Source organism: Serratia sp. MF1(2023) (assembly GCF_030954545.1).
Taxonomy (GTDB): domain Bacteria; phylum Pseudomonadota; class Gammaproteobacteria; order Enterobacterales; family Enterobacteriaceae; genus Serratia; species Serratia sarumanii.
Window position 1 is genome coordinate 48,408 of sequence record NZ_JAVHUX010000009.1, and the last position, 23,740, is coordinate 72,147.

The following is a 23,740-nucleotide window of genomic DNA, read 5'->3' on the forward strand; positions in this document are numbered from 1 at the left end:
CAAAATGCTATTTTACCTTTATCCGCTTTCCATTTGCCGCGCTTTACTTTATTTGTAGCGGCTTTCTCGTTTTCAAAGGACATGTTATGGCTTCCCTGTTCGCCAAAGGGGCGTTGCTCAGCGCCTTATGCGCCCTGCTCGCCGCCTGCGACGATGCCGCCTCCCGCCCGCAAATCGATATCGACGGCAAAACCATGGGCACCTTCTACAGCGTTAAAGTCAGCGGTGACGTCGCGATCGGCAAGCAAGAACTGCAGCGGCAGATCGACGCGGTGCTCGAACGGGCCAACGACGATATCTCCACCTACCGCGCCGGATCGGTGCTGTCGCGGTTTAACCGCAGCGCCGGCCTCGAACCGCAGCCGATCCCGCGCGGCATGGCAGACATCGTGCTGATGGCCCAGCGCATCGGCCGCGATACCGGCGGCGCCATGGACATCACCGTCGGCCCACTGGTGAACCTGTGGGGGTTCGGCCCCGACAAGCACCCGGTCAAAGTGCCGGAACAGGCACAGATCGACGCGGCGAAGCAGCGCACCGGCCTGCAGCACCTGAAGCTTATCAGCGACAATCGCGGGGAGTGGCTGCAAAAAGATCTGCCGGATATGTACGTCGATCTCTCGACGCTGGGCGAAGGCTACGGCGCCGATGAACTGGTGCGCCTGATGAACCGCAACGGCATTACCAACTACCTGGTATCGGTCGGCGGCGCGGTCTCTTCACGCGGCGTCAACGGCCAGGGCAAACCCTGGCGGGTGGCGATCCAAAAGCCGACCGACCGTGAAAATGCGGTGCAGGCGCTGGTGGATCTGCACGGTTACGGCATCAGCACCGCCGGCAGCTACCGCAACTACTTCGAACAAAACGGCCAGCGCTACTCCCATGTCATCGATCCGACCACCGGCAGGCCGATCAACCACCGCCTGGTTTCCGCCACGGTGATCGCCCCCACCGCGCTCGAGGCCGACGGCTGGGATACCGGCCTGATGGTGCTGGGCACGGAGAAGGCGTTGAAACTTGCCGAAGAGAAAGGGCTGGCGGTCTACCTGATCAGCAAAACCGACGACGGTTTCAGCGCCGTGATGACGCCACAGTTCAAGGCGTTTTTGGTGCAGTGAAATAAAAAAGCCCGGCGCGCGATGGCCGGGCTGGTTGCATGCGCCCGCAGGCGCCGCGCCGATCACTTGGTCAGCGCGATGATGCCGAGAGTCAGGCCGGCAACCGCCGCCGCGCCGCCGGCGATCGCACCCGCGGTTTCCCAGTTATCCTGAGTGGTGCCCTTCATGCAGGTGTTGGTGTGCACCAGGCGCCCCTGGTCATCGTAGACCGGCACGCAGGGAGAATCGGTGGCGCATCCGGCCAACACGGCCGACAGTAACCCAACCGCAATTAACTTTTTCATACTTCGTGCCTCAATGTTCGATCACTTTGGAAAACTACGCCGAGCGATAATCACGCTACCCGGCTATTGTATGCCCAACGCGTGTAATGGCGAGGTAATGATGTGTCAGGGGATGTGATTTGGGAAAACTCCGAACGCCCGGCCGGCGGGCTTCGGCCAGTAAAAAGCCCGCGAAAACGCGGGCTTGATAGCGAGGTGAGACTCAGGCGGGATTATTTCGCCAGTTTGCGCATCACCAGGGTGGCGTTGGTGCCGCCGAAGCCGAAGCTGTTGGACATCACGGTGGTCAGCTCGCGCTGAGTCGGCTGAGTCACGATGTTCATGCCGGCCGCCTGCTCATCCAGAGTGTCGATGTTGATGCTCGGCGCGATAAAGCCGTGCTCCAGCATCAGCAGGCTGTAGATCGCTTCCTGCACGCCTGCGGCGCCCAGCGAGTGACCGGTCATCGCCTTGGTGGAGGAGATAGCCGGGGTATTGTCGCCGAACACTTCGCGAATCGCGCCCAGCTCTTTCACGTCGCCCACCGGCGTAGAGGTGCCGTGCACGTTGATGTAGTCGATCGGCGCATCCAGATCCTGCATCGCCATCTTCATGCAGCGCACCGCGCCTTCGCCCGATGGCGCTACCATGTCGGCGCCGTCAGACGTTGCGCCGTAGCCAACGATTTCCGCGTAGATGTGCGCACCGCGCGCCAGCGCGTGTTCCAGTTCTTCAACCACCACCATACCGCCGCCGCCGGCGATGACGAAACCGTCACGATCGGCGTCGTAAGTACGGGAGGCTTTTTCCGGCGTGTCGTTGTACTTGGTGGACAGCGCGCCCATCGCGTCGAACTCGCAGGCCATTTCCCAGCACAGCTCTTCGCCGCCGCCGGCGAACACGATGTCCTGTTTGCCCAGTTGGATTTGCTCAACCGCGTTACCGATGCAGTGTGCGGAGGTCGCGCAAGCGGAGCTGATGGAGTAGTTCACGCCGTGGATTTTGAACGGCGTCGCCAGGCAGGCGGAAACGCCGGAAGCCATGGCTTTGGTGACCACGTACGGGCCAACCGCTTTCAGGCCGCGCGGGCTGCGCATCGCATCGGCGCCGAACACCTGGAAGCGCGGAGAACCGCCGCCGGAACCGGCGATCAGGCCCACGCGCGGGTTGTTTTGATACTCTTCTTCCTTCAGGCCGGAAGAAGCGATCGCTTCTTGCATCGCCAGGAAAGCATAGATGGAAGCATCGCTCATGAAACGCACCGCCTTGCGGTCGATCAGGCCGGTTGTGTCGAGCTTAACTTGCCCCCATACGTGACTACGCATGCCGGAATCTTTCAGCTCCTGGGAGAAAGTGATCCCAGAACGTCCTTCCTGCAGGCTCGCCAGGACCTCCTGCTGGTTATTACCAATGCTGGAGACAACTCCCAGGCCAGTAATCACTGCACGTTTCATTCAATACCTCTTCCACTATTTACCTACGGGATTTTGCATCGCACTTTAGCGTACAGATGTAAGCCGAACAAGTCCGATCAGCGTTTTTCAGCTTTATTGTTGTCCAGTTTGCGCCAGGGCGCCAGCGCCGTTAGAATTCGCGGCATCCCTTGAATTTCGAGCCATTGACCGTGAACCACGCCCCCATCCAAACCGCAACGCTAACCTGGAACGAACAGGGTACACCTGTTTCGAAACAGTTTGATGACGTCTATTTTTCCAATCAGGATGGGCTGGAAGAAACCCGCTATGTCTTTCTGCACGGCAACCGGCTGCCGCAGCGTTTCGCCACTCACCCGCGCCCGCTGCTGGTGGTGGCGGAAACCGGCTTCGGCACCGGGCTCAATTTCCTTACGCTGTGGCAGGCCTTCGCGGGCTTCCGCCAGGCCGAGCCGGACGCCGCGCTGCAACGCCTGCACTTTATCAGCTTCGAGAAATTCCCCCTGCAGCAGGCCGATCTGGCGGCGGCGCATGCGCGCTGGCCGGAGCTGGCTCCCTATGCCGATGAGCTGCGCGCCCAATGGCCGCTGCCGCTGCCGGGCTGCCATCGCCTGCTGTTGGCCGAAGGCCGCATTACGCTCGATCTGTGGTTCGGCGACGTCAACGAACTGCTGCCGCTGTTCGACGCCAGCATGAATAACCAGGTCGACGCCTGGTTCCTCGACGGCTTCGCACCGGCCAAAAATCCCGACATGTGGACCGAGCAACTGTTCGCCGCCATGGCGCGTTTCGCCCGGCCGGAAGGCAGCTTCGCCACCTTTACCGCCGCCGGCTTCGTGCGCCGCGGCTTGCAACAGGCCGGTTTTCAAGTCAACCGTTGCAAAGGCTTCGGCCAAAAGCGTGAGATGCTCGCCGGCTGTCTGCCGGCCGATGCGCAGCCCACGCGCCACCCGGCACCCTGGTATCGGCGTCCGGCGGCGGACAACACCGCCGACATCGCTCTGATCGGCGGCGGCGTCGCCAGCGCGCTCACCGCGTTGGCCCTATTGCGGCGCGGCGCCACCGTCACGCTGTACTGCGCCGACGAGCAGCCGGCCGAGGGCGCATCCGGCAATCGTCAGGGGGCGATTTACCCCCTGCTGAACGGCAGCGGCGACGCGCTGGAGAGTTTCTTCAGCGCCGCGTTTCCTTTCGCCCGCCGCCAATACGATGCCCTGTTGCAACAAGGCGTCGCCTTTGATCACCAGTGGTGCGGCGTCAGCCAGCTGGCCTACGACGAAAAGAGCGGCGCCAAGATCGCCAATATGCTGAAAACCGACTGGCCGCAGGCCTTGGCGGCGGCAGCCGACCGCGAAACGCTCAGCGAACTGTGCGGCGTCGACACCGGCTTTGGCGGCATCACCTACCCGCAGGGCGGCTGGCTCTGCCCGGCCGAGCTGACGCGCGGCGCTATCGCGCTGGCGCAGCGTCAGGGCTTGGTCTGCCAATACCGGCACGATGCACAGAGGCTGACGCAGGAAGAAAACGGCTGGCGCATCGATTTCGCCCACGGCGAAAGCCGCCGCCATGCGACGGTGATCCTGGCCAACGGCCACCGGTTGGCCGAGCTGGCGCCGACGCAAGCCCTGCCGCTGTATGCGGTGCGCGGGCAGGTGTCGCACATCCCAACCTCGCCGGCCCTCGGTCAACTGAAACAGGTGTTGTGCTACGACGGCTACCTGACGCCGGTCAACGCCAACAACGGCCAACACTGCATCGGCGCCAGCTACCAGCGCGGCGACACCGCCACCGACTACCGCGAGCAGGAGCAACAGGAAAACCGCGAGCGCCTGCTGCGCTGCCTGCCGGAGCAGGCCTGGCCACAGCAGGTGGACGTCAGCGCTCATCAGGCGCGTTGCGGCGTGCGCAGCGCCACCCGCGATCATCTGCCGATGGTCGGCGCGCTGCCGGACTATCAGGCCACGGTGACGCAGTATCAGGATTTGCAGCGGCGAAACCAGCGCGGCGAAACCGTCGCCGATGCACCGGTCTATCCCGGCCTGTTCGCTATCGGCGGGTTGGGATCGCGCGGGCTGTGCTCGGCGCCGCTGGCGGCGGAAATTCTGGCGGCGCAGCTGTTCGGCGAACCGCTGCCGGGCGACGCGCGCCTGCTGGCGGCGTTGAATCCAAATCGGATGTGGGTGCGGAAATTGCTGAAAGGGCGTGCGGTTTAATCAACCTTGAGGGGCGCGGCGGCGCGCCCCGGCATGGCGGTCAGGCGGCAGGGATAGCGGCCTGATAAAGGTTTTCCCACATGCCGCGCACCAGGATCTGATCCGGCGGCGAGAGTTCCCCGGCGGCGATCGCTTTGTGCAGGCTCTCTTCCACCCGCGCTTTCAGCGCTTCGGCAGTGTGCTCGCCCTGCTCTTCCGCTTCGGCCACCGCCAGCGTCAGATGACCGCGCAGGTAGCCACCGGCAAACAGTTCATCATCGCTGGCGTGCTCTACCATGTCATCAATCAGCGCCAAAATGCGCGCTTCGAATTCTGCGATCATCAAATTTCCTCATTAAATAACGGGCTGTGGCGTCAGTTGAGATCTTCCGGATACGGAAAATGCTCGGCCGCCAACGGTGGCGTATTGTAGAACGATTGCAACGCCTGAATAAAGCGCGCAGGCCGTGTGGGTATTCCCTGCTCCAGCAGCGCCAATACCCGGTCGCGCACCTTGCGCTGGAACGCGATGCGATCCGGCTCACAGTCGCCGTTCAGGTTGTCGCAGCTGACGTTAAACGGGAAACCGGCCGCCACGCAGAACATCCACTCCAGCGCCTGCGGTTTGATCTCCACCGCTTCGAATTCACTCTGGGTTTGCGCGTCGCGCCCGTCCGGGCAATACCAGTAACCGAAGTCCACTCGTTGGCGGCGCGCTTCGCCGGCGATGCACCAGTGCGAGATTTCGTGCAGGCCGCTGGCGTAGAAGCCGTGGGCAAACACGATGCGGTGATACGGCAGTTCGTCGTCGGCCGGCAGGTAGATCGGCTCGTCGTCGCCCTTCACCAGGCGGGTGTTGTAGTCATCGCTGAAGCATTGATTGAAGATCTCGATCAGTTGCTCATAGTGATGGCGGGTCTGTGTGTCTGACATAAAAACTCTATAACCACAAAAATAAAGAGGCCATTATACCCGATAAGACAGGGCGCGTAAGCAGCGCCCTCTCTTCATCTTTAACCGTGCACCAGGGCGCTCAACCACTGCTGAATTTCCGCGCCGTGATTGTCGTACAGCAGCTTGAGGCTCATCACCAGCGAGACGATCACGATCATCGGCCGAATCAGCTTCTGCCCGCGGGTCAGCACCATGTGGGCGCCCAAACGCGCCCCCAGCACCTGCCCCACCAGCATCACCAGACCGATGCTCCACACCACCTTGCCGCCGATGATGAACAGCGCCAACCCGCCGACGTTGGAGGTGAAGTTAAGCACCTTGGCGTGCGCCGTGGACTTGGCGAGGTTGAAACCGCACAGCGTCACATAAGCCAGCGCGTAAAACGATCCGGCGCCGGGGCCGAAGAAGCCGTCGTAAAACCCGACGCAGCCGCCGGCCACCAGCCCGAACGGCAAGGCGCCGAGACGGCGTTGACGGTCTTCCTCACCCAGCCGCGGCATCAGCAGGAAGTAGAGGCCGATGCCGATCACCAGCAGCGGCAACATCTGCCGCAGCAAATCGGCGCGCATATGCTGCACCAGAATGGCGCCGGCGATCGAACCGATTAGCGTCAGAAAGATCGTCAGCTTCTGGTCGTTGAGGTTCACCGCCCGCCGACGAATAAAGTACAGGCTGGCGGAGAAGGAGCCGCCGACCGACTGCAGTTTGTTGGTGGCCAACGCCTGGGCCGGGGGAACCCCCACCGCCAGCAAGGCTGGTACCGTCAGCAACCCGCCACCGCCGGCGATGGAGTCGATAAACCCCGCCAGCAGCGCTACTGCAAACAACACCCCGAGCATCTCGGGGCCGATGACGAACCAGTCCATGTATTATTCCGCTGCGAAGTGATTATCCAGCAATGCCTGACAGGTCGGCGGTAACGGCGGCGGCACCGGTTTACCCGGTTTGGCGTTCGGTTGATGCGGCACGAACCAGCTCGCCAGTTCGGCGCCGCAGCCGTCGCCCGGCGGCGGCGTATCCTGCTCTTTACATTCAAGGCTGCTCGCCGGGCAACGCAGGCGCACGTGCATGTGCGCGCGGTGACCGAACCACGGCCGCACCTTGTGCAACCAGGCGCGATCGGCGCCGGCATCCAGACACAGACGCTGTTTGATGGCCGGATTGACGAAGATGCGCGTCACGTCCGCATCCTGCGCCGCCAGCTTAATCAGTGACTCGATCTGCGGCTGCCATTGGCGCGCCACTACCTGCTTGCCGTCCCCTGACACCAGATCGATCGGCTGCGGCTTCAGCAACTGCTGCGCGCTCCAGCGTTGACGCGGCAGCTGCAGCCAGATGTCGACGTCGAGCCCCGACTGGTGGCTGGCGTGGCCGCTGCTGAAGCGCCCGCCGGCCGGCATCGCCATATCGCCGATCAGCACCGTGCCCAGCGCTTTCTGGTTCGCCTGGCTGCTGAGGCGCTGAATGAACGCCAACAGATCCGGGTGGCCGAAATAGCGGCGCTGGTCGGTACGCATCACCTGGTAGTTCGGTGAGTTCAGCGGCAACGGCTGGGCGCCGATGACGCAGCCGTTGGCGAAACCGCCCACCGCCTGCGGCGCGCCGGCCACCGGACGATCGATTTTCTGCCACGGCGTCAGCGCCATGGCGGAGGCGGAGGCCGTCAGGGCCACCAGGCCCAACATCCAGTTTTTCATGGCGATTACCAGCGCGGCACGTCGGAAACCACATCACCGTTTTGCGCACGCTGGCGCAGCAGGTGATCCATCAGCACGATCGCCATCATCGCTTCGGCGATCGGCACGGCGCGGATACCCACGCACGGATCGTGGCGGCCGCGGGTGACCATTTCCACCGCTTCGCCCTGGCGATTGATGGTGCGGCCCGGCACCATGATGCTGGAGGTCGGCTTCAGCGCCAGATGCGCCACCACCGGTTGGCCGCTGCTGATACCGCCGAGAATGCCGCCGGCATGGTTGCTCTGGAAGCCTTCCGGGGTGATTTCATCGCGGTTTTCGCTGCCGCGCTTGGTCACCACGGCAAACCCGTCGCCGATCTCCACGCCTTTCACCGCGTTGATGCTCATCAGCGCGTGCGCCAGATCGGCGTCGAGGCGGTCAAACACCGGCTCGCCCAGGCCAACCGGCACATTTTCAGCAATCACGCTGACCTTGGCGCCGATGGAGTCGCCCTCTTTTTTCAGCGCGCGCATCAGTTCGTCCAGCGCTTCCAGCTTGTCCGGATCCGGGCAGAAGAACGGATTCTGCTCAACCTGATTCCAATCTTTCAGCTCGCAGGTCACGTCACCGATCTGCGCCAGATAGCCGCGCACCTGCACGCCGAACTTCTGCTGCAGGTATTTCTTGGCGATAGCGCCCGCCGCAACGCGCATGGCGGTTTCACGCGCCGAAGAGCGGCCGCCGCCGCGGTAATCGCGCAGGCCGTATTTCTGTTCGTAGGTGTAGTCGGCATGCCCCGGACGGAACACGTCTTTGATAGCGCTGTAGTCTTGCGAACGCTGATCGGTGTTCTCAATGATCAAGCCGATGCTGGTGCCGGTGGTCACGCCTTCGAATACGCCGGAGAGAATGCGCACCTGATCCGGTTCGCGACGCTGGGTGGTGTAACGCGAGGTGCCCGGACGACGGCGATCCAGATCGTGTTGCAAATCGGCTTCGGTGAGCGGGATGCCGGGCGGCACGCCGTCGACAATACAACCCAGCGCCACCCCGTGAGATTCACCGAAGGTGGTGACGCGGAAAATCTGCCCAATACTGTTTCCTGCCATCACGGCTCCTTACCGTTAGTCTTTTATCGTTATGAGGCCCGCCGTGCGGGCCTTGAAAATGCGGCTTAGCTGCGATAGAGGCTGAAGTGTTCCTTGCAATCCACCAGTTGCTGCTTGGTCAGCATGAACACGCCGTCACCGCCGTTTTCGAACTCCAGCCAGGTGAACGGAATATCCGGATATTGTTCCATCAGGTGTACCATGCTGTTGCCCACTTCACAAATCAGCACGCCGTCGTCGGTCAGGTAGTCCGGCGCGCAGGCCAGGATGCGGCGCACCAGCTTCAGGCCGTCGCTGCCCGCCGCCAGGCCCAGCTCCGGCTCAAAGCGGAACTCCTGCGGCAGATCGGACATGTCTTCCGCATCGACGTACGGCGGGTTGGTGACGATCAGATCGTACTGGATCGCGGGAACGTCGCGGAACAGATCGGAACGGATCGGGATCACCTGGTGTTCGACGCCGTGCGCCTGAATGTTGCGCTCGGTCACCGCCAGCACCTCGCTGGAGATGTCCACCGCGTCCACTTCCGCTTCAGGGAAAGCGTAGCCGCAGGCGATGGCGATACAGCCGCTGCCGGTGCACATGTCGAGGATATGGCGCGGCGGGTGCGGGATCAGCGCGCTGAAGCGATCGTTGATCAGCTCGCCGATCGGCGAACGCGGCACCAGCACGCGCTCGTCGACGTAGAATTCCATGCCGCAGAACCAGGCCTTGTTGGTCAGGTAGGCGACCGGGATGCGCTCGTTGACGCGGCGGATCACGCGCTCAACGATGCGATGGCGCTCGCTGGAGGTCAGACGGGCGGTGTGCATGTCCTCCGGAATGTCCAACGGCAGGAACAGGCTTGGCAGCACCAATTGCACCGCTTCGTCCCACGGATTATCGGTTCCGTGACCATAATAGATATTGGCGGCGTTGAAGCGGCTTACCGTCCAGCGCAGCATATCTTGAATGGTGTGCAGTTCGTTCACTGCTTCGTCGACGAAAATTTTGTCCAATTTGCCCTCCGGCAGGCGCTGTGTTTCATGATTTAGCCGCATAGTTTGCCATGAAGCCCGCGACAAATCACGCTTGCCCCTCGCGCTTTTCACTCTGGCCCGAGTTTTGCGTCGACAGCGCTCATTCACAAGGTAAACTAGCGAAATAAACGATTTCCGGTGAATGAAGCATGAAGAACAAGCCCCCTCTGAGCCAAGACGAACAACAGCTCTTCAGAGAGTCGGTGGCGGGCGCGAAAAAGCTGCGCCAGGACACCATCGTCCACCGCCCGCCGAAACCCAAGGTCAAACAGATTGCCCCGCAGCGGCTGCTGCAGGAGCAGGTCGATGCCAGCTATTATTTTTCAGATGAATACCAGCCGCAGCTGGAAGAAGAAGGCCCGACGCGCTACGTGCGCCCCGGCAGCAGCCCGTATGAGCTGAAGAAGCTGCGACGCGGCGATTACTCGCCGGAGCTGTTTCTCGATTTGCACGGCCTGACCCAGCTGCAGGCCAAGCAGGAACTGGGGGCGCTGATCGCCGCCTGCAAACGCGAACACGTGCACTGCGCCTGCGTGATGCACGGGCACGGCAAGCACATTCTCAAACAGCAAACGCCGCTGTGGCTGGCGCAGCATCCCGACGTGCTGGCGTTTCATCAGGCGCCGAAGGAATGGGGCGGCAACGCCGCCATCCTGCTGTTGGTGGAGCTGGCCGAGTAGCCCCCGCCGCAGAAACGACTCAGGGCGATGTCAGACATCGCCCTGAGTTTATTCCGCACCGCATCCGCGGTTCACACTTTGGCCATCACCTGCGACGGGCTGACCTGCCATTCAAACTTGCCGTAGCTGCCGTCCGCCGGCAGATCGACGTTGGCAATCGCCGAGGTCGCGAACATCGGCGGGCACTCGCCTGGGCACAGTTCGGCCACCAGATAGCCCACCAGCGGCAGGTGCGACACGATCAGCACCGAGCTCACCCCTTGCATCGCCAGCGCCTGCAGATAGCTGCCGACCTGTTCGGCGTTGCCGCCCGGCGTCAGCTCGGGCAGCACTTCTTCGCCCTCCGGCAGCGTCAAGGCTTCACGCACCGTCGCCAGCGTCTGTTCGGCCCGCAGATAGGGGCTGACCAGCACGCGTTCAATATCCACAGACTTGGTGTTCAACCAGGCCGCCATCTGACGGGACTCGTCGCGGCCGCACAGGGTAAGGGGCCTTACCGCATCGCTGGCTGCCTCGAGCGCCGCCTCTCCGTGACGCATAATCAAAACTTGCATATTGCACCGCTGTTGTTGACAAAGTAACGCTATACAGAAACGCCGTGCGTGCTGTACCGCCGAGTTTTACAACCCAAAGCCAAAGCTTTAAAACGATAACGCGCCGTCTCTTTATGGCGGCCGGGCATTTTGCCTGAAAGTTTGCCTAAAGAAAACGCTGTTTTTTACAGCAATTCTCCCCGGGCAAACCTCGATTGCTCACAGAACAATCAATTCAACGGGTTAAATTTTAACCTTTCCGCCATGAAATTTATTGATGGCGGTCAAGCTAACTTACCGCTGCCGCAGCCTCGCTGTACAGCCTCACCGGCTGACGCTGTTGCAAGGAGTGATGGCGATCACAACGCGGCCCTGTTGCAACTATAGTGCAAATCGGGCCGCCCTGCGTTCAGCTCCCCAGCGGGTAAAAGCGCTCGCCCTGCTGCGCCATGCGCTGCAGGCGTTCGCACGGGGCGAAATGCTCGCCGTGCTGCTGACGCAGGTAGTCCAGCGTCTTCACCACTTTCTCGGCGCCAAGCTCGTCCATATAGCGGAACGGGCCGCCGAGGAACGGCGGGAAGCCGATGCCGAACACCGCGCCGATGTCGCCATCGCGCGCGCTGCGGATCACGCCTTCGTCCAGGCAGCGTGCCGCTTCGTTCAGCATCATCATCACGCAGCGCTGAGCGACGCTCGCCGGCAGCATGTGCGCCTTCGGCGTGACGCCGAGCAGCGTATACAATGAGGTATCCGCACGTTTGCGCCGCTGCCGCTGCTGCCCTTCGCTCGGGTAGAGATAGAAACCGCGGCCGTTCTTGCGCCCTTTGCGCCCGTCTTTCAGCACCGCATCGAACGCGGCAGGCGCGGCGAAGCGGGGCCCCAGCGCCTCGACCAGCACGGGAATGATTTTGGTGCCGACGTCGATGCCCACTTCGTCCAGCAGGGTGATCGGGCCGACCGGGAAACCGAAGTCCACCAGCGCCTTGTCCAGCGACTCAATCGGCTCGCCTTCCAGCAGGCAGCGCGCCGCTTCGTTGATGTACGGCGCCAAGATGCGGTTGACATAAAAACCGGCGCTGTCGCCCACCACGATGGCGGTCTTGCCCTGCTTGTGCGCCAACGCCACGGTGGTGGCGATGGTCTCTTCGCTGGTGCCGGCGTGCGGGATCACTTCCACCAGCGGCATCTTGTCCACCGGGCTGAAGTAGTGCAGGCCGATCACCTGCTGCGGCCGCTCGGCCTGTTCGGCGATGCGGCCGATAGGCAGCGAGGAAGTATTGGAGGCGAACACGGTATGCGGCGCGCAGTTGGCTTCTACCTCGGCCACCATCTGCTGCTTCAGCGCCAGATCTTCGAACACCGCCTCGACCACGATATCCACCTGTTCAAAGCCAGTGTAATCGGTAGAGCCGGAGATCAGCATCATCTGCTTTTGCCGTTCCGCCGGGCGCATGCGCCTGCGGCGCACCCGCTTGCCGAGCACGTCCCAGCTGTATTTCAGCGCATGGTTGATACCGGTTTCATTGATGTCTTTGATGCGAACCGGCAATCCGCCGCGGGTGGCGGTGACGCAGGCGATGCCGCCGCCCATCAGGCCGCCGCCGAGAATGCCGACGCGATGCAGGGCGTGCGGCTGGGCATTGCCGCCCCGCTCCTTTTTCAGCGCGGTGGAAGCGAAGAACAGGCTGCGCAGCGCCGCCGACTGCGGCGTCATCGCCAGCTCGCCAAAGGCGCGCGCTTCGGCCTCATAGCCGCTGGCGCTGCCGTGATCCAGCCCGGTGCGCACCACCTGAATGATGCGCTCCGCCGCCGGGTAGTTGCCGTGGGTTTTCGCCAACGTTTTCTTGCGCACGATGCTGAACAGCAGACTTCTGCCCAGCGGGCCGTTGAGCAGGCGATCCTGCCACGGCAGCTCGCGCTGATGCTTCCAGCCCTGCTTCACCCGCTCGATGGCGGTCTGCAACAGAATCGACTGCGGCACGGCGTCGTCCACCAACCCCATGCGCAGCGCCTGGCGGGCGCGAATGTGCTTGCCGGCCAGGATCATGTCCAGCGCCTTGGCGGCGCCGATCAGGCGCGGCAGGCGCTGCGTGCCGCCGGAGCCTGGCAGCAGGCCCAGCTGCACTTCCGGCAGCCCGAGCGCGGTTTTGTCATCCAGCGAACAGACGCGGCCGTGGCAGGCCAGCGCCAGCTCCAGGCCACCGCCCAGGCAGGCGCCGTGAATGGCCGCCACTACCGGCACCGGGAACGCGGCGATCTGCGCCAGCGTGCTCTGCCCTTTCCTGGCCAGCGTTTCCGCCTCTTTGGCGCTGGTGCAGGCGGCAATCATAGTGATGTCGGCGCCGGCGATAAACGAGTCCGGCTTGCCGGAAACGATCACCAGCCCTTCCAGCGCAGTATGCTGCTGCGCCCGGATCAGCACGTCGTTGACCTGTTCGACGAACTCGGCCTTGAGCGTGTTCACCTTGTCGCCCGGCACGTCGATGGTGATCACGCCGATGTTGTCGGGGCGAATCGTCAGCTGAAAGGCCGACGGTTTGGCGCGCTGTTCATGCAATGCGTTTTCGAAGCTCATCATTCCACCTCCACGATCATCGCGGCCCCTAACCCGCCGGCGGCGCAGGCGGTGGTCAGGCCCAGCCCGCCGCCGCGGCGTTTCAGCTCATGCAGCGTCTGGGTGATCATGCGCGCGCCGGTGGCGGCGAACGGGTGGCCATAGGCGATGGAACCGCCCAAGACGTTGAATTTGTCCATGTCCACCTCGCCGATCGCCTGGCTGCGGCCAAGCTTCTCACGGGCGAACTCTTCGCTGGCGAACATCTTCAGGTTGGCCAGCGTTTGCGCAGCGAAGGCTTCATGCATGTCGATGAGCGTCAGATCGGCCAGACCGATGCCGGCGCGATCCAGCGCCAGCGGCGTAGCGTAGGAAGGCCCCAGCAGCATGTCTTCCCACACGTCGATGGCGGCGAAGGCGAAGCTGCGCAAATAGCCCAGCGGCTGCAGCCCCAGCTCTTTGGCGCGCGATTCGCTCATCATCAGCACCGCCGCCGCGCCGTCGGTCAGCGGCGTGCTGTTGGCCGCGGTGACGCTGCCATGCTTGCGATCGAACGCCGGCTTCAGCTTGGCGTAGGAAGCCAGGCTGGAATCTTTACGGATGTTGTTGTCTTCAGAAAGCTGCGCGCGGTAAGGCGGCACATAGGCGGTCATCACCTCGTCGCGCAGCCACCCTTCCCACCAGGCCTTGGCCGCCAGCTCGTGGGAACGGTGCGCCAGCGCATCCTGCGCCTCGCGGGTGATGCCGTGGCTCTTCGCCATCTGCTCGGCGGTATCGCCCATGCGCAGGCCGGTGGAATACTCCGCCACCGCCGGCGGCACCGGCATCAGATCGCGGAATTTCAGCCGGCTGAACAGTTTGAGGCGCTGCGACAGCGTGCGCGCCTTGTTGACGTCCACCAGCGTGCGCGCCAGCGCCTTGCTGACGCCGATCGGCAAGACGGAAGAAGAATCCGCCCCGCCGGCGATGCCAACGCTGATGCTGCCGGCCATGATGCTCTCCGCCACGTTGGCGATCGCCTGGAAGCTGGTGGCGCAGGCGCGCGACACGCTGTAGGCGTCGGTATGGACGCTCATGCCGGTGCCGAGCACGATTTCACGCGCGATGTTCGGCGCCTCGGGCATTTGCACCACCTGGCCGAACACCAGTTGTTCGATAAGCTGCGGATCGATGCTGCTGCGCGCCAACAGCTCGCTCACCGCCGTTTTCCCTAAATCCACCGCCGGAATGCCGTGATAGGCAGTCGCCTGTTTGGCAAAGGGGGTACGCAGTCCATTCACAATCGCAATGCGGTCACCATGACGGGTCACCAACGGCAGTGCCTTACTCATAAATGCTCCTGAAGAAAATAACGTCAGCGCAATGGGCAGAAAGAGGTCTGACCTGATGAGGTCATTGTTAACCAAACGGTTACATTTGGCAAATCGGCAGAGATCAAAACTGCGAGCAGGCGCACTTTCTATCGGGGGCGGTGTGGGGAAAGGCAATCCCCGGCACGCGGCAGGCGGCGCCGGGGTAAAACGGGGATTAACGCAGGCCGAGCTGGAAGATCAGGGTTTCCGCTTGGCAGGCGAAGGTAAAATCGGCCTCCAACTGCACGCCGCCGTCAACCGGTTTAATGCTACTGCTGATGTCACAAGGGTCGGATTCTACCGCGCGCGCCTTTTCGCTCAGGGCGGCCAGCATCGCCTCCGCATCTTGTTGATTGCTGAACACCTGGCTGTAGGACGCGGTGCAATCGGTGTTATCCATCACGGTGCCGACATCCACACAGCAACACGCGGCGGTTTCCTGGGCGCTGCATTTATTAATTGCATCTGACATGATTGGTTCTCCTCAAAGGCCTCGGTTATCAGCCCAAATTGCCGTTTTACTCACCGGCACAAAGCTACAAAATTCTGCAGGTATTTTACGCTTCCACGCCGGCAATCACTAGCACTTACTTTTAATGGGTGTTTTAAGTGATGGAAATCACAAATAAAAATGAGCGCCTGCTAAGGAATGGTAAGAATTTTGTTATTTACCGCTGGCGTTTTGTTAAGCAGATCTCTTTTTTGATATCAGGTTGGAAATATTTCAAAAACAAACTTGCAACATTTTCACAGGTCAGACCTATACTTCAGCCACTGGTCTGATTTGTCTGAACGATAACGGACCCTACAATCCCGCGCTCCTTGTTACCTCGTGTAACAATAGTTTAAATAATAAACACATAATGAGGTTTTGGTCATGAGCCAGAAAAACCTATTGACTAAATCAGCTCTCGCAGCTGCAGTGGCAATTATCTCTTCAAACGTGTCTGCCGCAGGATTCCAGCTGAATGAGTTCTCATCAGCTGGTTTAGGACGTTCGTATTCTGGCGAAGGCGCCATGGCGGATACGGCGGCCTCGGCAAGCCGCAACCCGGCTTTGCTGATGATGTATACCCGCCCGGAACTTTCTTTCGGCGCGGTCTTCATCGACCCGGACGTTGACATTACCGGTCAATCCCCTTCCGGCGCCAGTTTGGATTCGAAAAACATCGCGCCGACCGCCTGGGTGCCGAACCTGCATTATGTTCACCCGATTAACGATCAGTTCGCCGTAGGCGGCTCGGTCACCAGCAACTACGGTCTGGCGACAGAATTCAACGACGGCTATACCGCCGGCGCTTACGGCGGCAAGACCGATCTGACCACCCTCAACCTGAACCTCAGCGGCGCATACCGTCTGAATCAACACTTCAGCTTCGGTCTGGGCTTCGATGCGGTGTACGCCAAAGCCAAACTGGAACGTTACGCCGGTGAACTGCCGAAGCTCATCGCCGGTTCCGGCCAATTACCGCCGCAGCTAGCCGGCCCTGTTTCGCAGATCCCGGCAGATACCCAGATTTCGCACCTGAAAGGCGACGAATGGGGCTTCGGTTGGAACGCCGGTATTCTGTACGAAGTGGATGAAAACAACCGTTATGGCCTCACCTACCGCTCTGAAGTGAAAATCGACTTCGACGGCGACTACAAGAGCAGCCTGCCTTCAGCCTTCAACCCGCTGCTGGCCTCTCAAGGTCTTCCGTGGGGCACCAACGGCAACACCATTCCGGGTTCTCTGAGCCTGCACCTGCCGGAAATGTGGGAGCTGTCCGGTTACAACAAAGTGGCGCCGCAGTGGGCCATTCACTACAGCCTGGCCTACACCAGCTGGAGCCAGTTCCAGGAGCTGAGAGCCACCGGCAACAACGGCCAAACGCTGTTCGAGAAGCATGAAGGCTTCAAAGACGCTTACCGCATCGCGCTGGGTACCACCTACTTCTACGACGACAACTGGACCTTCCGTACCGGTATCGCCTTCGATGACAGCCCAGTGCCAGCACAGAACCGTTCGATTTCCATTCCGGATCAGGATCGCTTCTGGCTGAGTGCCGGTACCACCTATGCGTTCAACAAAGACGCGTCGGTCGACGTCGGCGTTTCCTACATGCACGGCCAGAAAGTCACCATCAAAGAAGGCCCTTACACCTTCAACTCTGAAGGTAAAGCCTGGCTGTATGGCGCCAACTTCAACTACCGCTTCTAATCTCGCCTGAGATGGATGCCAAAGCGCCCCGCGGGGCGCTTTTTCTTTGCCTGCCGCGTGCCGCCGGCATAAAAAACCCGCCTGCCGGCGGGTTTTCATTGGCGTGACGCCCGTGATTACTGCGAGTCGATCTCGTCCAGTTCGCCCTGAATCGCCTTGGCGTTCGGGTTCTCTTCCGGCTTGAGCGAGCCGCCGTTGGCGATGAAGTCGTGGCGCTGGAAGTAAGCTTCGCGCACCATGATGTAAGGATCGGAGGAGTTGCGCAGCAGGCCGTCGGAATCCAGCAGCTGGGCGCGGGTTTCGATCCCCTCGACCACCCATTTGCCCGCCGACATCCAGAAGGTGAGGTAGCTCAGCATCGGATACAGCGTATCCGCAAAGTCGCCGCCGTCTTCACGCAGGGTGAAGCTGCCGTAGCCCGGCAGCATCACGTACGGGCCGTAACCCACATCGTAATGCCCCAACGTGCTGCCGAAGCGGTTCGGCTCTTCGCGCGCCAGTTTCGGGTTGGCCATGCCGGCCACGTCGATCAGGCCGCCCATCCCGAGCAGGGTGTTCAGGAAGAAGCGGTTGAAGTGAATCATCCCGCGGTAAGGGTCGCCCTTGAGGAAGGCGTTGACCATGCTGGCCGGCTCTTCCAGGTTGGAGGTGAAGTTGCTGATGCCGTTACGCGCCGGCATCGGCACGTAGTCACGCCAGGCCACCGCGACCGGACGCAGGATATAGGGATCCAGGACGTTGTAGTTGAAGTCGAACATCGTCCGGTTGAATCCTTCCAGAGGATCGGAACGCCCTTGCGGATCGTTGTCTGGCGCGCTGGCACAGCCCACCAGTAATACCGTTGCGAATGCCACCCCAGTCAGGCGAAAGTTCATATTTTTCTCCATAAAAACACGTTCGGTCTTATTTTTCAGTGACCTGCTTGTTTATCTGAACGCTAACCTGCTCTTTACCGCTGAATGTCTGCAGCGAGCTTTCGCCGAACCAGTCCCCCGGCTGCGGCGTGGCCAATCCGTCCTGTGAGAGGCGCACACGCACCTGCACCTGATGCTGCGCCGAGAGCAGACGCTCGGGCATCATGGCGTTGCCGTCATCCAGTGAGAAAGACAGCGGAAAACGGCTCAGCGGCAATTGTTTTACCGCCACCGGCACCGGGCTGACGCCGTCAGTGACCGAAATGACCAGCGTCCCCTGCGCCGGCAAGGCTTTCGCCGCCTGCGGTGACAGCGAAACGGTCACATTCAGTTTAACATTTTCTCCGCCTGCCTGGGCTTTTGCTTGTGCAATGCTGCGCTTTATCACTTCCGCGCGCGGATCGTTGGCCGGCAGCAGCTCCAGCATCACCTGCCAGGCACCGATCGCCTGCTTGAAATCGCCCTGTTCGAAGGCATTGAACGCCAACAGGCTCAGCACCCGCGGATCGCCGTGGTTTTCCGCGATCATGCGCCGCAGCAGCTGCGTCGCCTGCTTGTTATCCTCCGGATCGTTGGAGCGCGTCAAGACCTCGGCATAGCCGAGCCGCACTTCCAGACTATTCGGATCCAATTGATAAGCATGGGCAAACGCCTGCGTGGCGGTGGTGGCGTTGTTCAACGCCATGCCGACGCGCCCCAGCATCATCCAGTCGTTGATGTTGCGATCGTCCTGCTGCAGCGCGGTGCGCAGCCCCAGCCCGAGGCGGGCGATCTCTTCCATGCTCAGCGGTTTGGCGCGCTCATTGGCAACGCGCTCGCGCAATTCCGGCATTTGCGCCTGCACCAGACGCCAGTCCAGCACCTGCGCCAATCCGCCGGTTTTCAGATAAAAGCCAACGGTCACCGCCAGCAATAACAGCACGCCCGGCACCAGCGCCCAAGGATTGATCGGTTTCGCCTGCGCCGCTTGCTCGGCCGGGATGTCGTTCAACAGGTTCTGTTGCAGCTCTTTCACCAGCTCCGGGCGCTCGGCCACCACGCCCTGCTGCTCGTCCTGCTCCAGCTCGCTGAGACGATCCTGATAAAAAGCCTTGTTCAACGCATCGCGCGTGGCGGCGCTCTGCTTGCCGTGGCGCATTGCCGGCACCACCAGCAACGCGGCGGCGCCGGCCAGCAACACGCAAATAATCAGCCAAAAAGCCATTAGGGTTTCTTCCTGTCAGTCTCTTGCAACAGCGCCGCCAGGCGCTGCCGTTCCCGTTCGGAGAATACATCGTCCACCGCCGCGTCGGGCCGGCGCCGAGCGCGCAGGATCACCACCGCCCCGCCGATCAGCACGAACAGCAGCGGGCCGATCCACAAGATCAGCGTCGCCGGCGTCACCGGCGGTTCATAGGTGACGAAATTGCCGTAGCGCGCCACCATGTAATCAATGATCTGCTGCTTGCTTTGCCCCTGCATCATCAGCTCGTACACCTTGATGCGCATGTCGGCGGCGATGATGGCGTTGGAATCGGCAATGCTGTTGTTTTGACATTTCGGGCAGCGCAGCTGTTCGGTCAACTCGCGATACTGCTGCTCCTGCTCGACGGAGTTGAAGCGATAGGTATCGATCGCCGCGGCGGCGCTCCAGCTCAGCAGCGCGGCGCACAGCAGGACAATCAGCCTCATGCCTCACCTCCGTACTTTTTATACAGCGGCAGCACTTCCTGCTGCCAGACGCGCTCGTTCATATCGCCGGCGTGGCGATAGCGAATAATCCCCTGGCCGTCGATGAGAAAGGTCTCCGGCGCGCCGTAGACCCCGAGATCCAACCCCAGCATGCCGTCGCCGTCGTACAGGCTGAGGGTATAGGGATTGCCGAGGGAATTCAGCCAGGTCACCGCCTTGGCGCGATCGTCTTTATAGTTCAGGCCGACCACCCGCACGCCGCGCGCCGCCAGCGTGTTGAGATACTGGTGTTCCGCGCGGCAGGTCGGGCACCAGGTGGCCCAGACGTTGAGCAATATCGGCTTGCCGTCGCGCAGCACCGCCTGATCGTAGGTTTTGCCGGGCTGATCCAGCGATTCCAGCCTGAAGGTCGGCACCGGTTTGCCGATCAGCGCCGATTCCAGCATGGTCGGATCTTCGCCGCCGGCGTTGCGCGTCAGCTGCACCATCAGCGCCGCCACCAGCAGCAGGAAGAGTACCAACGGGATAAACAGCAGCTTGCGCTTCATGATTGCGCCTCCAGCTTGCCTTCGCGCTTGAGTTTTTTGCTCATGCGGTAACGCGGGTCGAGGATGCACAGCAGGCCGCCGATCGCCATAAAGACGCCGCCGAACCAGATCCAGCGCACAAAGGGTTTGTAATACAGGCGCACCGCCCAGGAACCGTCCTCCAGCTCTTCGCCCAGCGCCGCATACAGATCGCGGCTGAAACCGCCGTCGATCGCCGCCTCGGTCATCATGCTGCGCGCCACGCTGTAGTAGCGTTTCTCCGCGCGCAGCGTCGCCTCCGGCTTGCCGTTGCGCGTGACGTCGATGATGCCGACGCCGCCGCTGTAGTTCGGGCCGCGAATGTCGTGCACGTCGCGGAACACGAAGTGATAGTTGTGGATATCCACGCTGTCGCCGGCCTTCATCCGCACGTCGCGCTCCACGCTGTAGTTCTGGCTGAAGGCGATGCCGATCACCGTCACCGCCACGCCGAGGTGGCCGAGCACCATGCCCCAGTGGCTGCGGGACAGCTGCCGCAGGCCGCGCCAGAAACCGTGACGGTGGGTGGCACGCTCATGCAGTTCCATCAGCGTCAGGATGATCACCCACAGCGCCATGATCAGGCCCACCACCGTCATGCCGGCGATACTGTCCTGCAGCAGCCACGGCAGCAGAATCGACAGCGCCAGCGTCGCCAACAGCGCCACGCCGAGGCGGCGCCACAGCTTGCTCGGCTCATCGCGGCGCCAGCGCACCAGCGGGCCGATGCCCAACAGCAGCGCCAACGGCGCCATCAGCCAGGTGAACATGGTGTTGAAGAACGGCTCGCCGATCGAAATGCTGCCCAGCCCCAGCTGTTTGTGCACCAGCGGCAGCAGCGTGCCCAACAGCACCACCAGCATGGCGGCGATCAGCAGCACGTTGTTGCCCAGCAGGAAGGTCTCGCGCGAGAAGGTGTCGTGCTGCACCCGGCTGCGCACCTGGCCGCCCTTGACCGCGTACAGCAGCAACGAACCGCCGATCACGATCACCAGATAGGCGAGGATAAACATACCGCGCGCCGGATCGGAGGCGAAGGAGTGCACCGAGACCAGCACGCCGGAGCGCACCAGGAAGGTGCCCAGCAGGCACAGCGAAAAGGCAGTGATCGCCAGCAGCACCGTCCAGGCTTTGAACGTGCCGCGTTTTTCGGTCACCGCCAGCGAATGCATCAGCGCAGTGCCGGCCAACCACGGCATAAAGGAGGCGTTTTCCACCGGATCCCAGAACCACCAGCCGCCCCAGCCCAGCTCATAGTAGGCCCAGGCCGATCCGAGCACGATGCCCAGCGTGAGAAACACCCAGGCGGCGGTGGTCCACGGGCGTGACCAGCGCGCCCAGGCGGTGTCGAGCCGGCCGGCCATCAGCGAGGCGATGGCGAAGGCGAAGGCGACCGAGAAGCCGACATAGCCCATATACAGCAGCGGCGGGTGGAAGATCAGGCCGATATCCTGCAGCAGCGGGTTGAGATCGCTGCCGTCGATCGGGAAGTTCGGCAGCGTGCGGGTGAACGGATTGGAGGTCATGATGATGAACAGCAGGAAACCGGCGGTGATCATCCCCATCACCGACAGCACCCGCGCCACCGCATCCTGCGGCATCGCCCGGCTGCACAACGCCACCGCCAGCGACCAGCAGCTCAGCAGCAGCACCCACAGCAGCAGCGAACCTTCATGCGCCCCCCAGGTGGCGGCGATGCGGTAATACACCGGCAGCCGGGTATTGGAGTTGGTGGCCACATAGGCGACGGTAAAATCGTTGACCACGAAGGCGTGCACCAGGCACAGGAACGCCAGCGCAATCGCGGCGAACATGCCGTAGGTCAGCGGCCGGGCCACCGCCATCATGCGGCTGTCCTGCCGCGCCGCGCCCCACTGCGGGTAAATGCTCAGCAGCAGCGCGATCGCCAGCGCCAGGCACAGCAGAAAACTGCCCAGTTCCGGCATCATGACTTGGCGCCCTCCGCCTGCGGCGCGTTATACGCTTCCGCCGGGCCTTTGTGGTTCTCTTTCATCGCGTCGGCCACTTCCGGCGGGGTGTATTTCTCGTCGTGTTTGGCCAGCACTTCGCGCGCATTGACCACGTTGCCCTCACCCAGCACGCCCTGCGCCACCACGCCCTGCCCTTCGCGGAACAGGTCCGGCAGAATGCCGGTGTAGGTCACGCCGATCGCGCCGCGCGCGTCGTAAATCTTGAAGCTGACCTGCAGCGTATTGGGATCGCGTTTCACCGAGCCCGGCATCACCATGCCGCCGATGCGCAGCCGCTGGCCGACCTCGGGCTTCTCATGATTCTCGCCCTTGCCCTGCAAAATTTCACCCGGGGTATAGAACAGATCGATATTGGAGCGCAGCGCGTACAGCATCAGGGTCGCGGTCAGCGCGATGCCGATCAGCACAACGATCGCCAGATAAAGGCGGCTTTTACGACGTGGATTCACAATGATTTCTCCCGCGGTGCGGCGGATTTTTGTTTTGATTGTTGCGCATGGCGAATGCGCCGCTCGCGCGCCTGACGGCGGCCGATCTCGGCGAGCAGCTGGCGCCGTTGCCAGACGGTGTGCGCCACCAGCCCCAATAGCGAAATCAGCGTGGCGGCGACCGCCAGCCAGACATAGAAGGCGTAACCGCCCATGGCGAAAAACGCCGACCAGGAATCGAATGCGGCATTCATGACTGACGCTCCTTATTCACCAGCCCGGCGACCCACGGGCGCTGGCGTTCCTGGAACAGGATCAGATTGCGCAGGCGCATCAGCGTCAGCGTGACGAACAGCAGCAGGTAGCCGAGGATCGCCCAGCGCAGCGGGGTGCGCATACTGGGCGCGATGGACTGCTGCATGTTGGTCGAGCCCTGATGCAGCGTATTCCACCATTCGACCGAGAAATGGATGATCGGGATATTCACCACGCCCACCAGCACCAGAATCCCGGCGGCGCGGCCCGCCAGGCGGCGGTCTTCGAAAGAGTTATACAGCGCGATGACGCCCATATAGAGGAACAGCAGCACCAGCTCGGAGGTCAGACGCGCATCCCACACCCACCAGGTGCCCCACATCGGCTTGCCCCAGGCGGAGCCGGTCACCAGCGCGATAAAGGTGAACACCGCGCCGATCGGCGCCATCGCCGCCACCACGGTATCGGACATTTTCATCTGCCACACCAGGCCGATAAACGCCGCCACCGCCATCGAGGCGTAGATGCCCATCGACCACATGGCCGCCGGCACGTGAATATAAATGATGCGGAAGCTGTCGCCCTGCTGATAATCCTTCGGCGCGAAACCAAAGCCCCATGCCCAGCCAAGCAGCAGGCAGGCCGCCGCCGCCAGCCCCAGCCAGGGGATAAAGCGGCCGCAGACGTGATACAGCCGTTCAGGCCGCGCCAGTTGATGTAACCATTTCCACATTGTCGTCAGTGCTCACGGTAATTTTTATGCGTCGGCCGCCCCGAGGGTTCGAAACGGCGAAAATCTTCTGCGGGGTACGCTCTTGTCGGCCTTGCC

General features: G+C 62.1%; 24 protein-coding genes. 4 read left to right on the forward strand and 20 right to left on the reverse strand.

Going from position 1 to position 23,740, the window contains the following annotated elements; genetic code table 11:
- The first annotated feature begins 86 nt into the window (after positions 1-86).
- Complete coding sequence (gene apbE / locus REA38_RS05900) at positions 87-1,118, forward strand: FAD:protein FMN transferase ApbE (protein ID WP_197847012.1); 1,032 nt, start codon at positions 87-89, stop codon at positions 1,116-1,118.
- Between the two features lie 62 nt (positions 1,119-1,180).
- Here the strand turns inward: apbE and REA38_RS05905 are convergent, their stop codons facing one another.
- Both REA38_RS05905 and fabB read right to left on the reverse strand, forming a co-directional pair.
- Positions 1,181-1,402, reverse strand: a complete 222-nt coding sequence (locus tag REA38_RS05905; RefSeq protein WP_004936201.1) for a hypothetical protein — start codon at positions 1,400-1,402, stop codon at positions 1,181-1,183.
- Between the two features lie 212 nt (positions 1,403-1,614).
- The gene (gene fabB / locus REA38_RS05910) at positions 1,615-2,835 is read right to left on the reverse strand and encodes a beta-ketoacyl-ACP synthase I (RefSeq protein WP_041036107.1); all 1,221 of its coding nucleotides are present in this window, start codon (positions 2,833-2,835) and stop codon (positions 1,615-1,617) included.
- 170 nt (positions 2,836-3,005) lie between these two features.
- Here fabB and mnmC point away from each other — a divergent pair, with 170 nt between their 5' ends.
- Complete coding sequence (gene mnmC, locus REA38_RS05915; RefSeq protein ID WP_308885328.1) at positions 3,006-5,027, forward strand: bifunctional tRNA (5-methylaminomethyl-2-thiouridine)(34)-methyltransferase MnmD/FAD-dependent 5-carboxymethylaminomethyl-2-thiouridine(34) oxidoreductase MnmC; 2,022 nt, start codon at positions 3,006-3,008, stop codon at positions 5,025-5,027.
- A gap of 40 nt (positions 5,028-5,067) precedes the next feature.
- Here mnmC and REA38_RS05920 read toward each other — a convergent pair whose 3' ends face one another.
- The 6 genes from REA38_RS05920 to prmB all read right to left on the reverse strand — a co-directional run bounded on the left by REA38_RS05920 (position 5,068) and on the right by prmB (position 9,746).
- Positions 5,068-5,349: a YfcL family protein gene (locus REA38_RS05920; protein WP_197827778.1), complete on the reverse strand. Its 282-nt coding sequence runs from the start codon at positions 5,347-5,349 to the stop codon at positions 5,068-5,070.
- A 32-nt stretch (positions 5,350-5,381) separates the two neighbouring features.
- A complete protein-coding gene (locus tag REA38_RS05925; protein ID WP_033648082.1) occupies positions 5,382-5,939 on the reverse strand; it encodes an elongation factor P hydroxylase in 558 nt (185 codons plus the stop codon).
- Positions 5,940-6,019: 80 nt separating this feature from the next.
- Positions 6,020-6,826, reverse strand: a complete 807-nt coding sequence (locus tag REA38_RS05930) for a sulfite exporter TauE/SafE family protein (RefSeq protein WP_033635385.1) — start codon at positions 6,824-6,826, stop codon at positions 6,020-6,022.
- Positions 6,827-6,829: 3 nt separating this feature from the next.
- The gene (gene mepA, locus REA38_RS05935; protein ID WP_060457089.1) at positions 6,830-7,657 is read right to left on the reverse strand and encodes a penicillin-insensitive murein endopeptidase; all 828 of its coding nucleotides are present in this window, start codon (positions 7,655-7,657) and stop codon (positions 6,830-6,832) included.
- Positions 7,658-7,662: 5 nt separating this feature from the next.
- Positions 7,663-8,748, reverse strand: coding sequence for a chorismate synthase (aroC, locus tag REA38_RS05940; RefSeq protein ID WP_308885331.1), 1,086 nt, complete (start codon positions 8,746-8,748; stop codon positions 7,663-7,665).
- 65 nt (positions 8,749-8,813) lie between these two features.
- Positions 8,814-9,746 (reverse strand): 50S ribosomal protein L3 N(5)-glutamine methyltransferase, encoded by a 933-nt coding sequence (gene prmB / locus REA38_RS05945; RefSeq protein ID WP_028127753.1) that lies wholly within the window; start codon positions 9,744-9,746, stop codon positions 8,814-8,816.
- A 170-nt stretch (positions 9,747-9,916) separates the two neighbouring features.
- On the opposite strand from prmB, the gene smrB reads away from it, so the two are divergent.
- The gene (smrB, locus tag REA38_RS05950; RefSeq protein WP_033635388.1) at positions 9,917-10,447 is read left to right on the forward strand and encodes an endonuclease SmrB; all 531 of its coding nucleotides are present in this window, start codon (positions 9,917-9,919) and stop codon (positions 10,445-10,447) included.
- Positions 10,448-10,518: 71 nt separating this feature from the next.
- Here the strand turns inward: smrB and sixA are convergent, their stop codons facing one another.
- The 4 genes from sixA to REA38_RS05970 form a co-directional block, all read right to left on the reverse strand.
- Entirely contained in the window at positions 10,519-11,001 is a 483-nt protein-coding gene (gene sixA, locus REA38_RS05955; protein ID WP_004936230.1) for a phosphohistidine phosphatase SixA, read from the reverse strand.
- Positions 11,002-11,389: 388 nt separating this feature from the next.
- Positions 11,390-13,555, reverse strand: coding sequence for a fatty acid oxidation complex subunit alpha FadJ (gene fadJ / locus REA38_RS05960; RefSeq protein ID WP_308885372.1), 2,166 nt, complete (start codon positions 13,553-13,555; stop codon positions 11,390-11,392).
- Positions 13,555-14,865 carry an acetyl-CoA C-acyltransferase FadI gene (gene fadI / locus REA38_RS05965; protein ID WP_308885335.1) on the reverse strand — a complete coding sequence of 437 codons (1,311 nt, stop codon included), beginning with the start codon at positions 14,863-14,865 and terminating at the stop codon, positions 13,555-13,557. Before fadI ends, fadJ begins: the two co-directional genes overlap by 1 nt.
- A 196-nt stretch (positions 14,866-15,061) precedes the next feature.
- Positions 15,062-15,358, reverse strand: coding sequence for a YfcZ/YiiS family protein (locus REA38_RS05970; RefSeq protein WP_072145088.1), 297 nt, complete (start codon positions 15,356-15,358; stop codon positions 15,062-15,064).
- 405 nt (positions 15,359-15,763) lie between these two features.
- Here REA38_RS05970 and fadL point away from each other — a divergent pair, with 405 nt between their 5' ends.
- Positions 15,764-17,086, forward strand: coding sequence for a long-chain fatty acid transporter FadL (gene fadL / locus REA38_RS05975; protein WP_033648086.1), 1,323 nt, complete (start codon positions 15,764-15,766; stop codon positions 17,084-17,086).
- Between the two features lie 116 nt (positions 17,087-17,202).
- On the opposite strand, the gene mlaA is transcribed toward fadL, so the two are convergent.
- Genes mlaA through REA38_RS06015 form a run of 8 tightly spaced genes read right to left on the reverse strand, consistent with a single transcriptional unit; the run spans position 17,203 to position 23,644 of the window.
- A complete protein-coding gene (gene mlaA, locus REA38_RS05980; protein ID WP_033635394.1) occupies positions 17,203-17,961 on the reverse strand; it encodes a phospholipid-binding lipoprotein MlaA in 759 nt (252 codons plus the stop codon).
- A gap of 28 nt (positions 17,962-17,989) precedes the next feature.
- Complete coding sequence (gene ccmI, locus REA38_RS05985; RefSeq protein WP_308885338.1) at positions 17,990-19,204, reverse strand: c-type cytochrome biogenesis protein CcmI; 1,215 nt, start codon at positions 19,202-19,204, stop codon at positions 17,990-17,992.
- Positions 19,204-19,671: a cytochrome c-type biogenesis protein CcmH gene (locus tag REA38_RS05990; protein WP_308885339.1), complete on the reverse strand. Its 468-nt coding sequence runs from the start codon at positions 19,669-19,671 to the stop codon at positions 19,204-19,206. The genes ccmI and REA38_RS05990 overlap by 1 nt, the downstream gene beginning before the upstream one ends.
- The gene (locus tag REA38_RS05995) at positions 19,668-20,219 is read right to left on the reverse strand and encodes a DsbE family thiol:disulfide interchange protein (RefSeq protein WP_308885340.1); all 552 of its coding nucleotides are present in this window, start codon (positions 20,217-20,219) and stop codon (positions 19,668-19,670) included. Before REA38_RS05995 ends, REA38_RS05990 begins: the two co-directional genes overlap by 4 nt.
- Complete coding sequence (locus tag REA38_RS06000; RefSeq protein ID WP_308885342.1) at positions 20,216-22,186, reverse strand: heme lyase CcmF/NrfE family subunit; 1,971 nt, start codon at positions 22,184-22,186, stop codon at positions 20,216-20,218. The genes REA38_RS05995 and REA38_RS06000 overlap by 4 nt, the downstream gene beginning before the upstream one ends.
- Complete coding sequence (ccmE, locus tag REA38_RS06005) at positions 22,183-22,677, reverse strand: cytochrome c maturation protein CcmE (protein ID WP_004936264.1); 495 nt, start codon at positions 22,675-22,677, stop codon at positions 22,183-22,185. The genes REA38_RS06000 and ccmE overlap by 4 nt, the downstream gene beginning before the upstream one ends.
- Positions 22,674-22,910 (reverse strand): heme exporter protein CcmD, encoded by a 237-nt coding sequence (gene ccmD / locus REA38_RS06010; RefSeq protein WP_004936267.1) that lies wholly within the window; start codon positions 22,908-22,910, stop codon positions 22,674-22,676. The genes ccmE and ccmD overlap by 4 nt, the downstream gene beginning before the upstream one ends.
- Positions 22,907-23,644 carry a heme ABC transporter permease gene (locus REA38_RS06015; RefSeq protein WP_308885344.1) on the reverse strand — a complete coding sequence of 246 codons (738 nt, stop codon included), beginning with the start codon at positions 23,642-23,644 and terminating at the stop codon, positions 22,907-22,909. The genes ccmD and REA38_RS06015 overlap by 4 nt, the downstream gene beginning before the upstream one ends.
- Positions 23,645-23,740: the final 96 nt, after the last annotated feature.